General features: G+C 50.3%; 16 protein-coding genes. 8 read left to right on the forward strand and 8 right to left on the reverse strand.

Annotated elements, in window-relative coordinates; translation table 11 throughout:
* Positions 1 to 201 precede the first annotated feature (201 nt).
* Positions 202 to 1,308, reverse strand: a complete 1,107-nt coding sequence (locus VFS25_RS09555; protein WP_326461909.1) for a mechanosensitive ion channel family protein — start codon at positions 1,306 to 1,308, stop codon at positions 202 to 204.
* Positions 1,309 to 1,574: 266 nt separating this feature from the next.
* Entirely contained in the window at positions 1,575 to 2,729 is a 1,155-nt protein-coding gene (locus VFS25_RS09560; RefSeq protein ID WP_326461910.1) for an amidohydrolase family protein, read from the reverse strand.
* Between the two features lie 80 nt (positions 2,730 to 2,809).
* On the opposite strand from VFS25_RS09560, the gene prfA reads away from it, so the two are divergent.
* The 3 genes from prfA to VFS25_RS09575 all read left to right on the forward strand — a co-directional run bounded on the left by prfA (position 2,810) and on the right by VFS25_RS09575 (position 5,514).
* A complete protein-coding gene (prfA, locus tag VFS25_RS09565) occupies positions 2,810 to 3,877 on the forward strand; it encodes a peptide chain release factor 1 (protein ID WP_326461911.1) in 1,068 nt (355 codons plus the stop codon).
* 79 nt (positions 3,878 to 3,956) lie between these two features.
* A complete protein-coding gene (locus VFS25_RS09570) occupies positions 3,957 to 4,541 on the forward strand; it encodes a hypothetical protein (protein ID WP_326461912.1) in 585 nt (194 codons plus the stop codon).
* A gap of 367 nt (positions 4,542 to 4,908) precedes the next feature.
* Positions 4,909 to 5,514: an OmpA family protein gene (locus tag VFS25_RS09575; protein WP_326461913.1), complete on the forward strand. Its 606-nt coding sequence runs from the start codon at positions 4,909 to 4,911 to the stop codon at positions 5,512 to 5,514.
* A gap of 70 nt (positions 5,515 to 5,584) precedes the next feature.
* Here the strand turns inward: VFS25_RS09575 and VFS25_RS09580 are convergent, their stop codons facing one another.
* From VFS25_RS09580 to VFS25_RS09600, 5 genes are all read right to left on the reverse strand, one after another.
* The gene (locus VFS25_RS09580) at positions 5,585 to 5,983 is read right to left on the reverse strand and encodes a VanZ family protein (RefSeq protein WP_326461914.1); all 399 of its coding nucleotides are present in this window, start codon (positions 5,981 to 5,983) and stop codon (positions 5,585 to 5,587) included.
* A gap of 126 nt (positions 5,984 to 6,109) precedes the next feature.
* Positions 6,110 to 6,490 carry a glycine cleavage system protein GcvH gene (gene gcvH / locus VFS25_RS09585; RefSeq protein WP_326461915.1) on the reverse strand — a complete coding sequence of 127 codons (381 nt, stop codon included), beginning with the start codon at positions 6,488 to 6,490 and terminating at the stop codon, positions 6,110 to 6,112.
* Positions 6,491 to 6,545: 55 nt separating this feature from the next.
* Positions 6,546 to 7,205, reverse strand: coding sequence for a peptidylprolyl isomerase (locus tag VFS25_RS09590; protein ID WP_326461916.1), 660 nt, complete (start codon positions 7,203 to 7,205; stop codon positions 6,546 to 6,548).
* 18 nt (positions 7,206 to 7,223) lie between these two features.
* A complete protein-coding gene (locus tag VFS25_RS09595; RefSeq protein WP_326461917.1) occupies positions 7,224 to 7,757 on the reverse strand; it encodes a GNAT family N-acetyltransferase in 534 nt (177 codons plus the stop codon).
* Between the two features lie 9 nt (positions 7,758 to 7,766).
* The gene (locus tag VFS25_RS09600; protein WP_326461918.1) at positions 7,767 to 8,108 is read right to left on the reverse strand and encodes a hypothetical protein; all 342 of its coding nucleotides are present in this window, start codon (positions 8,106 to 8,108) and stop codon (positions 7,767 to 7,769) included.
* Between the two features lie 462 nt (positions 8,109 to 8,570).
* On the opposite strand from VFS25_RS09600, the gene VFS25_RS09605 reads away from it, so the two are divergent.
* From VFS25_RS09605 to rsgA, 5 genes are all read left to right on the forward strand, one after another.
* Positions 8,571 to 9,572 (forward strand): AAA family ATPase, encoded by a 1,002-nt coding sequence (locus VFS25_RS09605; protein WP_326461919.1) that lies wholly within the window; start codon positions 8,571 to 8,573, stop codon positions 9,570 to 9,572.
* 90 nt (positions 9,573 to 9,662) lie between these two features.
* Positions 9,663 to 10,529: a DUF58 domain-containing protein gene (locus tag VFS25_RS09610; protein WP_326461920.1), complete on the forward strand. Its 867-nt coding sequence runs from the start codon at positions 9,663 to 9,665 to the stop codon at positions 10,527 to 10,529.
* A gap of 25 nt (positions 10,530 to 10,554) precedes the next feature.
* Positions 10,555 to 11,577 carry a BatD family protein gene (locus VFS25_RS09615; protein ID WP_326461921.1) on the forward strand — a complete coding sequence of 341 codons (1,023 nt, stop codon included), beginning with the start codon at positions 10,555 to 10,557 and terminating at the stop codon, positions 11,575 to 11,577.
* Positions 11,578 to 11,768: 191 nt separating this feature from the next.
* Positions 11,769 to 12,779 (forward strand): VWA domain-containing protein, encoded by a 1,011-nt coding sequence (locus tag VFS25_RS09620; RefSeq protein ID WP_326461922.1) that lies wholly within the window; start codon positions 11,769 to 11,771, stop codon positions 12,777 to 12,779.
* 69 nt (positions 12,780 to 12,848) lie between these two features.
* Complete coding sequence (gene rsgA / locus VFS25_RS09625; protein ID WP_326461923.1) at positions 12,849 to 13,778, forward strand: ribosome small subunit-dependent GTPase A; 930 nt, start codon at positions 12,849 to 12,851, stop codon at positions 13,776 to 13,778.
* On the opposite strand, the gene VFS25_RS09630 is transcribed toward rsgA, so the two are convergent.
* Entirely contained in the window at positions 13,775 to 13,930 is a 156-nt protein-coding gene (locus VFS25_RS09630; RefSeq protein WP_326461924.1) for a hypothetical protein, read from the reverse strand. The genes rsgA and VFS25_RS09630 overlap by 4 nt on opposite strands.
* Between the last annotated feature and the right edge of the window lie 6 nt (positions 13,931 to 13,936).

Raw genomic sequence — 13,936 nt, forward strand, 5'->3', positions numbered from 1 at the left:
AAGAGATATTTTTCCCTTTATCCTGTTCTCCAAAATATTACAACGTCAGATATCCTTCACTCAATAAAAAATATATAGCCCGCCAAAGCGGGCCATATATTTTTTTGTTTCTCATGGGGCCTGACCTTTTTGGTCAGCCCCTTACGGTTAAATGTTAGTCGGAAAACAGCATGATGCTGCTATAAGGCGCCTGTAATTACCTCACTTCCCCTTATCCGGCACCTGTTGTATTTCATAGCTTGTGCTTGGCAGCTTTACGCCATGCTGCTCCAGCACGCGGATAATGCCTAGGTTCACGGCTTCGCGCAGGGCGGCATATTGCAGGCCTTCTATAATATAGGTGTTATAAATGATCTGCACCAGGTAAGTGTCTTTATTAAAATCGTGCAGGTTTACGGTAAAACCCGGCAGCACGTTGCGGTTGCTGTTCAGCAACCCCTGTATGTCCTTTAGTATCTGCAGCAGGGTATCTGAAGGCGTATCCGTGGGCAGCTCCAGCTTCATGGCTACCCGTTGCTGCGTGCGCAGGGTAAGGTTATCCAGTATGCTGTCGACCATTTTTTTATTGGGTACGGTTACAAATGTTTTTTCCAGCGTGCGGATGCGGGTGCTGCGCAGCCCTATTTTTTCCACCGTGCCCTGGTAGCTGTCTACCTTCACGCTGTCGCCTACACGGAAAGGTTTGTCAAAGAAAATAATAAAGGAGCCGATCAGGTTTTCAATGCTTTCCTTGGCAGCCAGCGCCAGGGCAGCCGCGCCAATACCCAGGCCTGCTATGAGCTTGTTCACCAGCTCCGATCCGAACAGGATGCGGATGAGCACCACCAGGCCGAAAATGGAAATCAGGGCCTTAAAAAAATCCCTGAAGAAGATGATGAACTGGTTATCCGTCGTATCTTCTGTGAGGTCGGCCTGTTTTTCCAGTATCAGCGAAACAAAATCTATCAGGCGCAGGAGTATCCATAAAATACAGATGCAAAAGGCGATCTGCAGCAGGGTATTGGTAAGGTTCCGGAGCGTATAGCCATTATACACGGCTACATTCAGCACCGGTGGAAAACGGAAGTGGTCAATGGTAAGCATAAAGGCCACCAGCACCAGGAAATACTCCAGGGGGCGTAGCAGCAGGTGGGCCAGCTCTTGCCTTTCTATTTGCGGCGACCAGTGTTTTACCAGGTTAAAACCCAGGTTGGCAATGCCTTTTGACAGGAAGCGTTTAATGGCAAACACTACCAGCAGCACAACTGCCAGTATCAGATAGCTACGTACAGGATTACCCAGGATCAGCTGGTCCAGGAAAGATTGCATGTTACGGTATTTCAGCACACAAATATAATAGCATAAAAGTATATATATGCATGCAGCCGCCGGAAGCTATATCCTGCTTTTCATCGCGCAGCCCAACTTTTTCATTCATTTTCCCGTCTACCAGCGCACATCATATCCCATCCGCCATCTACCTGCTCCATCATCTACACATCTGCACATCTGCATATCCGCACATCTGCACATCATCCCATCTACCATCTATCTGGTCCATCATCTGCACATCTGCATAGCTGCACATCCGCACATCACATCTCATACTTCCTGCATCCCTGCGCTCCAATCACTACTACGCCCGGCCGCTTCCCTTTCTCAAAGCTGCCGTACTGCCCTTCAATGCCAAGGGCTTTGGCTCCGTTCAGCGTGGCCCATTGCAGTATTTCAGCCAGGGGTATTTCCGGGAAACGGGTGCGGATGGCCTGTATCTCGGCCCATATGGATAGCTGGTGGTTGGAGGCCAGGCTATCAGTGCCCAGGGTAAGGGTGGCGCCCAGGCGGCGCAGCAGCGGAATGTTGGGTAGGCGGTCTTCGATATACAGGTTAGCCAGGGGGCACAGGCAAAAATACACCGGCAGGGCGCGCTGCAGGGCGGCCTGTATATCGGCTTCACTGCTAAAAGTATTGTGCACCAGCAGCAGGGGGCTGCCGGCCAGGTAAGGCAGGCAGGCCTGCAGGCTGCTGGTTTGCGCGGGGGTAAACCCGCTTATATCCATACCAAAGCGCTGGTAAAACTCCAGGAAAGCGCCGGTTTTATGCTGGTACAGCTCATCTTCTGCCGCACACTCCTGGTTATGGATCGTGAGCAGGGTATTTTCCGGCAAGCCAGCCAGCAGCTCAAATAATGCGTTGCTTACAGAGTAAGGGGCGTGGGGCACTATGGAACTGTGGTGCAGGGGCCCGTTCAGCGCCCGGAACTGCTGGTACACCTCCCGGCTTTGTGCCAGCCGCTGTGCAGCGGCAGCAGGCACAAAGCCCATACATTCTACAAACGACTGGTAATATAAACACCCCTGCTGTTTTAAAGGCAGTGTGGCGGCGGTATTGCAAATATCACCCACAGCTACAATACCTTCTTCCCGCATAATGTTTTCCGCGGCCGCCATGGCTGTGGCGGGGTCGGTGTTCAGCAGGCCCCTTTGCGTCATTACCGCCGTAAGGAATGCGGGTAACCCGGTTTTTTCAGGTATGATGCCCCGCATGTGCGACAGCTCCAGGTGGCAATGCGTGTTTACCAGCCCCGGGCAAAGGATGCCTTCGATGTGCTGCACGCCATCACCGGCGTCGGCTGCGTCCAGTATGTCCAGCACTGTTCCGTCCTGGTTGAGTATCAATACCTTACTTTTGCCTGCCAGCTGCCGCCCGTCAAAAATATCAGTGCCGCGTAATTTAATTGGTTGGGACATTTACCGGTTGTTTATAAATAATTAAATGATGTTAATTTTGCATCCCGCCTGCAACCCGCGGCGGATTTTCAAAGATAATTATGATAGATAAACTAGATGCGATAAAAGGCCGGTTTGATCAGGTGTCACTGGCGCTGACCAACCCGGAAATTGTAAGCGACAATAAGCAGTTCAGTAAGCTTAGCAAGGAGTACCGGCAGCTGGAGAAAATTGTAAAGGCCTATGATGCCTACCGCAAGCTGCTGGATGCCATTGCCTTTAACAAGGAAGCCCTGGAAAGCGGTGATGATGAAATGCGGGAGCTGGCCAAAGAGGAAACCGAAGGGCTGCACCAGCAAAAGGAGGAGCAGGAAGCGTTGATCCGTAACCTGCTGATACCTAAAGACCCGCAGGATGAGAGGAACGCCATCCTGGAAATACGGGGCGGTACCGGCGGCGACGAGGCCAGCCTGTTTGCCGGCGACCTGCTGCGCATGTACCTGCGCTTTTGCGAAAACAAGGGCTGGAGCACTAACCTGCTCAACGAAACCCCCGGCGCGGTAGGCGGCTACAAGGAAGCCGTGGTAGAGATCAGCGGGGACGACGTGTACGGCACCCTTAAATTTGAGTCGGGCGTGCACCGTGTGCAGCGCGTGCCGGCTACAGAAGCCTCTGGCCGAGTGCATACCTCTGCCGCCACGGTGGCGGTGCTACCCGAGGCCGATGAAGTGGATGTAGAAATACGCGACGCCGATATAAAAATGGACACTTTCCGTTCATCCGGCGCAGGCGGCCAGCACGTAAACAAAACAGAATCGGCGGTGCGCCTGACCCATATACCTACCGGCACAGTGGTTGAGTGCCAGGAAGGCCGCAGCCAGCACTCCAACCGCGATATAGCCATGAAAATGCTGCGTACCCGTATATACGAAGCTGCTGTACGCAAGCATGAGGAGGCCATTGCCTCACAGCGTAAAAGCCTGGTATCTACCGGCGACCGCTCCGCCAAAATACGTACCTACAACTATCCGCAGGGCCGTATTACAGACCACCGCATAGGCATGACTATTTATAACCTGGACGCCTTTATGAACGGGGATATCCAGGAAATGATAGATGCGCTGCAGTTTGCGGAGAATGCAGAAAAGCTGAAGCAAGGCGGCATATAAAAGCTAATATGGCTAAACAATTTGCACACGGGCGCTGTTTAATTACATACACAATCACTTTCATAAATGCTATATCACCATGCTGGAAGAACTCCTGAATCTCGTTAAAGAAAATGCGCAAGGTGCGGTTGTAAACAACCCTGCTGTGCCCAATGAGCAAAATGACGCGGTAATGCACGCCGCCACCGCCTCCATTACATCCGGCCTGCAGGAAGAGATGGCGAACGGCAATACCAGCCAGGTGTTAAGCCTGCTGGGCGGCAATAGCGCTGCTGATCCGCAAAACCCTGTTGTGAACAGGATTTCCGGCAACTTTGTCGGCACCCTGCTGGAAAAGTTTCACCTGCCCGCCGGCGCTGCCCAACAGATTGCAGGCAGCCTGATACCCACCGTGCTTGGCTCCCTGGTAAAGAAAACCAACGATCCTAATGATCACAGCTTTAACCTGCAAAGCATCCTGAATTCCCTGACCGGCGGCAAAGCAGCCGGACTTGACTTATCCGGTATACTGGGCCGCTTTTCCGGCGGGCTTGACCGCGACGGTGATGGTGATGTGGACCTGCAGGACCTGATGGGCGCACTTTCCAACGGCGCACGGCAGCAACAACAACAGCAGTCCGGCGGCGGCGGTTTGGCCGGCATGCTGGGAAGCCTGCTGGGATAATCCATTTTAGTTATATAAAGCCAGTTATCCACATATATAATATGTGCATAAAATTTATTGTCTATACCCAACTAGTGCCCAGTAATTTAACAGGAAGAAAAAGTTGCTGATATTACTTTGGCAAAGAATTTGGAATACCGTACCTGTTAAAAAACGGATGCACCTGGGAAAACCCGGCGTTACGTTATAAGCGAAAAATATTACCGGGTAATTTATATGTTACTGCAAAAATGCCCGTCATAACTCAAACAATTGTAATTAGAATCCTTAGAAAAAATTAAAAAACTGTATGATGAAAAAGTTGAATGCAATTGTAGCAATAGCCTTATCTGCCACTGTACTATTTGGCTGCTCAACATGGCAAGGCATGAATAACACCCAGAAAGGTGCTGTTGTTGGCGTTGGCGGTGGTGCTGCCACGGGCGCTGCTATTGGTAAAGCAGCCGGTAACACAGCCCTGGGCGCTATCATAGGCGCCGCCGTAGGCGGAACTGCCGGGGTGCTGATCGGTAAAAAAATGGATAAGCAGGCCGAAGAAATAAAGAGTGAGGTGCCTAACGCCACGGTAGAACGTGTGGGGGAAGGTATTAACGTAACCTTTTCTTCCGGTGTGCTGTTCGGGTTTGACAAATCTGACCTTACCGCCACTGCGCAGGACAACATCCGTCAACTGGCGCAGGTGCTGAATAAATATCCCGATACCTATGTTCGCGTAGAAGGGCATACGGATGACAAAGGCACGGATGCTTACAACATGGGACTGTCCGAAAGGCGCGCCAAATCCGTAGCGGCTTACCTCACCTCGCAAGGTATTGCCAGCAACCGCGTACAAACGTACTGGTATGGCGAAAGCCAGCCTAAAGTGGCCAATGACTCTGAAGAGAACAGGGCCAAAAACCGCCGCGTGGAGTTTGCAATATTTGCTAACGAGAAAATGAAAACTGAAGCCAAGAATGAAGCTGGCAAGCAATAAAGCATAACATCAGATCACTTATTTCCGAAGGAGGCTGTATCAGGTATGATGCAGCCTCTTTTCATAGGCATTAGTTAGAGGGGGCAGGTGGCTTCAGGAACCAGCGCCTGAACAGGCGGAATACCCATACGCCGGCAATAGCGCCAATGGTATCGGCAGCAGCATCGGTCATATCAAAAGAGCGGTCTACCGTAAAGTACTTCTGTATAAATTCTATTAATACGCCGTACATGGCTGCATATAGCACAAACGTAAAAAACGTTAAAGGGCTAATAGCTCTTTTTTGCCAGTAATAGCCCAGGCACAGGAAAAATACAATGCCGCCAAACAGGCCAAAATGTACAATCTTATCCATATGCACCCGCTCCATCCAGCTTTCGTGCGGAAGGTCCTTACCGGGTAAGGTACACATGAACAGGATAAAAATAACCCACAATATGGCCGGAATGTAATATCGTAATGCCTTCATGACTAAATGTGCAGCTGTGCTAATGGTTTGTGTCTTATGGTATCTATGCTAAAAGCAATGTGCAAATATGCAGCAGGTGTTTGGGATATTGCGGCATATTTGCACATTAAATTATAGTTAATCTTATTATTCACCTACCAGCGCCTGGTAAGCAGCTGCATCCAGCAGGCCTTCCACGTCGGCAGGGTTGGTAACGGTCATTTTTATCATCCAGCCTTCACCGTAAGGGTCGGAGTTCACCAGTTCCGGGCTGCCGTCCAGCGCAGGGTTAATTTCATTAATAGCGCCTGCTACCGGCAAAAACAGGTCGGAAACAGTTTTTACAGCTTCTACGGTGCCAAATACTTCTTCCGCGTTCAGGTTTTTGCCTACGGTGGGAATATCTACAAATACAATGTCACCTAACTCACGTTGCGCAAATTCAGTGATACCGATGGTGGCTACATTGCCTTCCAGCAGTATCCATTCATGATCCTTTGTGTAACGCAGATTTGACGGAAAGTTCATAGTTAGTTTGATTTTGGCGGTAAAAGTAAGGAAATTACTATACTCTCCAATGCGGTTAGAAGATGCCCCATTTTTTCACCAGCCGTATTTTCATGGGCACATCGGTTAAGGGCCGGTTGTTCCCGTCTGTTTTCAGCGCCGCAATCTTATCAATCACCTCCATGCCTTTTATTACCTGCCCGAAAATGGTATAGCTTTGGTCCAGCTGCGGGGTGCCGCCAATGGTCTTGTACACTTCCCGCTGGTCAACCGGTATTTTGCGGCCGCCCAGGCGGGTTTGCTCCAGGTGGTCCAGCTCCGCATCTGTCCACTTTTTGCCCTGCACAATATAAAACTGGCAGCCGGATGATGCTTTGGCCGGGTTATCGTCCCTTGCAGCAGCCAGCATGCCTTTGCGGTGGTACAGGTCCAGCCGGAACTCGGCCGGTATGGTGTAATCCGTATCGCCGTTGCCAAGCATGGCGCCGGGCTGCGCGTGTTTCGAGTCCGGGTCGCCGCCCTGTATCATAAACTCTTTAATAACCCGGTGAAACAGCAGGCTGTCATAAAAATGCGCTTTTACCAGCTTAATAAAGTTATCCCGGTGCAGGGGCGTTTCGTCATACAGCTTTATGATCATGGTGCCGTAAGGCGTAATCACCTTTACTTTGCGGTGCCTGCACATGGCGCTCAGGCCAACGGATAGTAACAGTAGTACGAGCAGTAGTTTTTTCATATGTAACAGTTGCGGCGGTTAGCTTACCGCTTTTTTCATTAACCAGTCTGTATCAAGCTGTGAGCCTACTTTAAAGGGATGCTCACCGAACTTTTCAAAGCCTTCGTGCTCATAAAAGCGGCGGGCCCTGGTATTGTGCTCCCACACGCCCAGCCATATGGTGGCAACCTGGTGCTCCCGTGCCACGGCGTATGCGTGCTGTATGAGCGCTTTGCCCAGCTTATGCCCGTGAAAGGCCTGCAGCACGTATATTTTTTCGAGCTCCATTACAGGCGCCGGCAGCCGGGTATGCGCGGCATCATCCGGTTGCTTGCCCAGGTTCAGCTTAATAAAGCCGGCCGGTGTGCCGTTGTAATACAGCAGGTAATACAAGCTGCCGGGTGTTTGCAGCTCCTGCTGCAATGCGGCAGCACTTTTACCTGCCTGTAAAAAAGCGGCCAGGTCTTCGGGCTGGTAGGTATTGCCAAAGGTTTCTGTAAAAGTTTGCTGCTCCAGCTGCACCAGGGTATTCAGCATGGGCAGCTGTACCGGCGTAATGAATACAGGTTGCATGGTTTGGGTTTATTCGTCGTCTTCGTTGTGGTCAAAATACGCAATGATATGCTCCTGCAGAAATCTTTCCTGTTCTGTTAGTCCCATTTTAGGCACCGGCTGCACTTCTTTGAAATGCGGCCATCCGTCTTTATCGTAGCCGGCCAGCTCATAGTACCCGCTCTGGCTTAGCAGGGTGCAGGTGGCAATATGCATCAGGTCCTGTTTTTGCTCTTTCGTGTATTTCTTTTTCATTTGCCCCAGCTCCTGTACGCCTATCAGGAACAGGATAGCCTCCATATTGGGTTTTTTGCCAAAACGTTCGGTTAGCCGGGTTATAACACGGTTCCATTGCTGCTCAAAGTCGCTCATAATTGTATATGTGGTTGTTAGGTAATGATTTGTTACAGGAGCAAAGGTACGTTATAAAAAAAGATGATATAAATATGCCACGGCTTTATTAACTTGAGCCGTAAGCTGATGTAATTACGAATTAGTTAATTACGATGGTGGCGGTAGGCTGTTAAGGCAATAGGCTATGGCGTTATAGATGGTTGAATTGTAAAATGCGTGGTTATTGCCGCGCGAAAAGCAGCAAGCGCTTGTAATTACGAATGATGACAGTGGCAGCTAAGGCAATGGGTGGTTGATGTTATGGGCGGTAGGGTTTAAAAATGAATAAGGGATGGCTGTAGTGATGAATGGCTCAATATAACCTGTAACTATAATTCGTAATTTCAATCTTAACAGCATTTTAACGGGCCTGCCTGGGCTGTGGTACCCGGTTTTGCCGGCAGAATGATTATTTTGCAAATCCGAAAAAATACATATAGCATGGAGAATACATCGCAAGATATCCGTCAATTGAATGAAAAGATCCACCAGGCCAGCGCATTTGTAGACCTGTTGAATATTGAGCTGGGAAAAGTGATCGTTGGCCAGCGCTACATGGTAGAACGCCTGCTGATAGGCCTGCTGGCACAGGGGCACGTGCTGCTGGAAGGGGTGCCGGGCCTGGCAAAAACACTGTCTATCAAATCCCTCTCATCCGCTATTAATGCAAAATTCAGCCGCATACAGTTCACACCGGACCTTTTACCGGCCGATGTGGTAGGCACCATGATATATAACCAGCAGCGCAACGAGTTTGTAGTGCGCAAGGGGCCCATCTTCGCCAACTTTATCCTGGCAGATGAAATTAACCGCGCCCCGGCAAAAGTGCAGAGCGCCTTGCTGGAAGCCATGCAGGAGAAGCAGATCACCATTGGCGATACCACCTTTAAGCTGGAAGAGCCTTTCCTGGTGCTGGCCACCCAAAACCCGATAGAGCAGGAAGGTACCTACACCCTGCCGGAAGCGCAGGTAGACCGTTTTATGCTGAAGGTGGTAATAGGCTATCCCACCAAGGAAGAAGAGCGCCACATTATTCGCCAGAACCTGAACCCCGATGGTATGAGCGCCATTAACCCGGTTATTAACCCCGGGGATATTGTGGAAGCCCGCAAGCTGGTGCGTGAGGTGTACATGGATGAAAAAATAGAACGCTACATACTGGACATTGTATTTGCCACCCGCCATCCGGAGGAGTATAAGCTGCAGAAGCTGAAGCCGCTGATCTCCTATGGCGGATCGCCCCGCGCCAGCATTAGCCTGGCCTGGGCTGCTAAATCCTATGCCTTTATGAAACGCCGCGGTTATGTAATACCCGAAGATGTGCGCAGCATTTGCTTTGACGTAATGCGCCACCGCGTGGGGCTTACCTATGAAGCAGAGGCAGAGAATGTAACTACCGAAAACATCCTGAGCGAAATCCTGAACGCGGTAGAAGTACCATAAGCTGTTGGCTATTAGCTTTTAGCTATTAGCGGGTTAGAGCCGCTCCAATATTATTAATTATTCATTCTTAATTATTAATTACTCAAACGGGTGGATACAGCAGAAATACTCAAAAAGGTAAGACGTATAGAAATGAAGACCCGCGGCCTCTCCAACCACATTTTTTCCGGGGAGTACCACAGCGCCTTTAAAGGAAGGGGCATGTCTTTCAGTGAGGTAAGGGATTACCAGTTTGGAGATGATGTACGGTCCATTGACTGGAATGTAACAGCCCGGTTCAACCATCCCTTTGTAAAGATATTTGAGGAAGAAAGGGAGCTGACCGTAATGCTGCTGGTAGATGTGAGCGAAAGCTCTGTATTTGGCACCGTGCACCAGAACAAACGCAACCTTATTACGGAAATATGCGCCGTACTGGCTTTTTCCGCCATCAATAACAACGATAAGGTGGGGGTGATATTTTTTAGTGACGGGGTGGAGAAATATATTCCTCCCAAAAAGGGCAAATCACATATCCTGTTCATTATCCGGGAGCTGCTGTCTTTCAAGCCTAAAAAGAAGGGCACCAATATCCGGGAAACCCTGCGCTTTTTCAACAACGCCGCTAAAAAGCGAAGCATTGTTTTTCTGCTGAGCGATTTTCTGGCAGGCAACTACCAGGATGCGCTCACCATTGCCTCCCGCAGGCACGATATGGTGGGCATACATGTGTATGACCAGCGGGATAAGGAGCTGCCGCCTGTAGGGCTTATACAAATGGTGGATGCCGAAACCGGCGGCCGCCAGTGGATAGATGCGGCGGATAAAAGGGTGCAGCAGTTTTACACCCAGCAGTTCCTGCAGCAGGTACAGTACTGCCGCACCTCTTTTTTGAAAAGCGGGGCAGAGCTCATCAGCGTACGTACCGATGAGGACTACGTAAAAGCATTGCAAACATTTTTCCAGAACAGGGCATAAGTTTTAAAGCGGAGCAAAAACCATCATGCGAAAAAGAACAATCATCTTACAGCGTATTTTTTTAATTGTATTGCTGGGGTACCTGTGTCCTTTCCGCTTGCTGGCCCAGGACCGTTACGGCATACAGGCCCAGGCAGATACAGACAAAATACGTATAGGCGAACAGGTGAAGCTGCAGCTGACGGCAAAAGTGAACCCCGATCAGCTGAAAGCTGCTAACCTGCGGCTTAATTTCCCTTCCCTGCCAGACTCATTTAACCACTGGGAGGTGGTAAACCGCTCTCCTATTGATACGGTTGCCAGCGCCAATAACAGCGGTACTTTTTTTAAGCAAACCATTACCCTTACCAGCTTCGACTCGGGCCGCTGGGAAATACCAGCCCTGCGGTTTGATGTGCTGGATGCCAGTAATAACGCTACAGACTCCGCCTTTTCCGAACCCATAGGTATAGATGTAAATACGGTTACAGTAGATACTACCAAGGCTTTTAAACCCATTAAAACCGTGCGTGCCGTGCCCTGGAGCATATGGGATTACTGGGTGTACATGGCTATTGGTGCTGCTGCCGTGCTGCTGGCCCTGGGCCTGTGGTGGTATTTCCGAAGGCGTCCGATAAAAGAAAAAGCAGCGCCGGCCGCTCCGCTGGAGCCTGTGTACGACCGTACCCTGCGCCTGCTGAAAGAGCTGGATGCCGAAAAGGTATGGCAGCAGGGGCAGGTGAAGGAGTATTACAGCCGGCTTACCGATATTTTGCGCTCTTATTTTGAAGAGCAGTTTGGCATAGCCGCCCTGGAGCAAACATCGGCAGAGCTGCTGCAGAACATAAAACCGGTAACCATTCTGAACCAGCAGCGCGACAAGCTGCGGGCGCTGTTATCGCTGGCAGACCTGGCCAAGTTTGCCAAGCTGCAGCCCACGCCGGAAGAGCATACAGATAGTATGAATAAAGCAGTGGAAATAGTGGAGTGGACCAAACCGGCCGCCAGGCCGGCTGCAGATGCTGAAGGCAAAACGCAGAACGCAGAAAGCGGGAAGCAGCAGGCCTGAAGTAAAAGGTAAAAGTGCAATGCAGGTGCGCAATGCCGGATGCAAAATGCATAAGGCGAAAAGTAAAAGCGCAGCAAAGCATAAAGCAGCAACACAGAAAAGTGCAAGGATGAAAGTGCCGCCGGCTGACCTACCGCCTTAAGCACGCTGTAATCAACGTAATTGATAATCCGTAATTCGTAATAGACGCAATGGACCTGTCGATCTGGAAAAATATAACATTTGCCTATCCCTGGTGTTTCTGGTTATTGTTACTGATACCGGTATTTATTTACTGGTACATTAAACAGCACCAGCGGCAGCAGGGCGCGTTGCAGGTATCTTCCATACAGGGGCTTAAAGGGCTGCCCGTTTCCTGGAAAGCCCGTATGCGGCCGGTACTGCTGGTGCTGCGCATACTGGCCTATGCCGCCCTGGTAACGGCCCTGGCCCGCCCGCAAACCAGCAATACCTCTGAAAATATTGACAGTGAGGGAATAGATATTGTGCTGAGCATAGATATTTCCGGCAGTATGTTAGCAGAAGACCTGCAGCCCAACCGCCTGGAAGCGGCCAAAAAAGTAGCGGTAGACTTTGTGAACAAGCGTATCAGCGACCGTATTGGCCTGGTTATTTTTTCCGGCGAAAGCTTTACCCAATGCCCCATTACCACCGACCATGCCGTACTGGAAAACCAGATCATGCAGGTGAAAAGCGGTATGCTGCAGGATGGCACTGCTATTGGGATGGGCCTGGCCACTGCCGTAGACCGCCTGCGCAGCAGCAAGGCAAAAAGTAAAGTGATCATCCTGCTTACAGATGGGGTGAATAATACCGGCCTGGTAGATCCTATTACTGCGCTGGAAATTGCGAAGGCGTTTAAGATACGTGTGTACACCATTGGCATAGGCACCTATGGTAAAGCGCCGTTTCCCATGACCATGCCCGATGGCAGCATACAGATGCAAATGCAGGATGTGCAGATAGATGAGCCGCTGATGAAAAAAATATCTTCCGAAACAGGGGGCAAATACTTCCGGGCCACCAATACCGTTGCCCTGCAGCGCATTTATAATGAAATAGACAAGCTGGAGAAAACCAAGGTAGAGATCACTTCTTATAAGCGCTACGCAGAGCACTTTTTCCCGTTAGTCATGCTGGCCCTGGCCTGCCTGCTGCTGGAAGTAGTGCTGCGGTACACGGCCTTCCGCAGCCTGCCCTGAGGCCGCGTACCGGTTGTTAGTAACCTAAATTGTATCTTCGCGCCTAACTACAAACACTAACAACTATCCGTGCAAGGAACAGTTTATAAATCAACCGGCAGCTGGTACCAGGTAAAAACAACCAATGGCGGTTTATACCAGGCCCGTATAAAAGGCGTTTTTAAGATCGATGAGGATATTACCTCCACCAACCCAATTGCCGTGGGTGATATTGTGGAGGTGGAGCAGGAGGAGAAAGACGCCGCCAATGCCATTATAACGGATATAGTCCCCCGCCGCAATTACATTGTACGCAGCTCGCCGCATAAAAAATCGCATAAGCATATTGTAGCCGCCAACCTGGACCAGGCCCTGCTGGTGTGTACCATTAAGGAGCCCCGCACTTCCCGCGGGTTTATTGACCGTTTCCTGGTAACGGCTGCCGCCTACCACATACCGGCCATACTGGTGTTCAACAAAAAAGATCTGCTGAAGGAAAAAGACCGGGAAAAGTTCCTGGAAATAGCAGATGTGTATACGGATATTGGTTACCCGGTACTGATAATATCTGCTGTTAAGGGCGAAGGAATAACGGAAGTAAAGGCGCTGCTGCAGGATAAGGTAACCCTCATGTCGGGCCACTCAGGGGTGGGTAAATCATCCCTTATTAACCAGCTGCTGCCGGGTATGCAGCTGCGTACCAAAGAGGTGAGCGGCTGGAGCGGCAAGGGCCTGCACACTACCACCTTTGCGGAAATGTTTGACCTGCCCGGCGGCGGGCAAATAATAGATACGCCCGGCTTGCGGGAGTTTGGGATCATAGATATTCCCAAAACAGAGCTGTCGCATTATTTCCTGGAAATGCAGCCTTATATTACACAATGCCAGTTTAACAACTGCCTGCATATCAACGAGCCTGGCTGCGCGGTAAAAGCCGCTGTAGAAGAAGGGGAGATAGATGCCGAGCGGTATATCAGCTACGCTACCATACTGGAAACCATTGAGGAAGAACGTTACTAACCCCTTTTTTTCGAAGGCTTGTTCAGCTCATCAATCACTTTTTCCGCTCCCCAGTTCTTGCGGGGCTGCGGGCAGCCGGTTTTCTGCGTTCTGCAGGCGCCCATGGTTATTAAGGCGGTGGCTATCAGCAATAGGGTGATCTTTTTTTGCATGGGTAT

The organism is Chitinophaga sp., from assembly GCF_035761305.1.
Taxonomy (GTDB): Bacteria; Bacteroidota; Bacteroidia; order Chitinophagales; family Chitinophagaceae; genus Chitinophaga.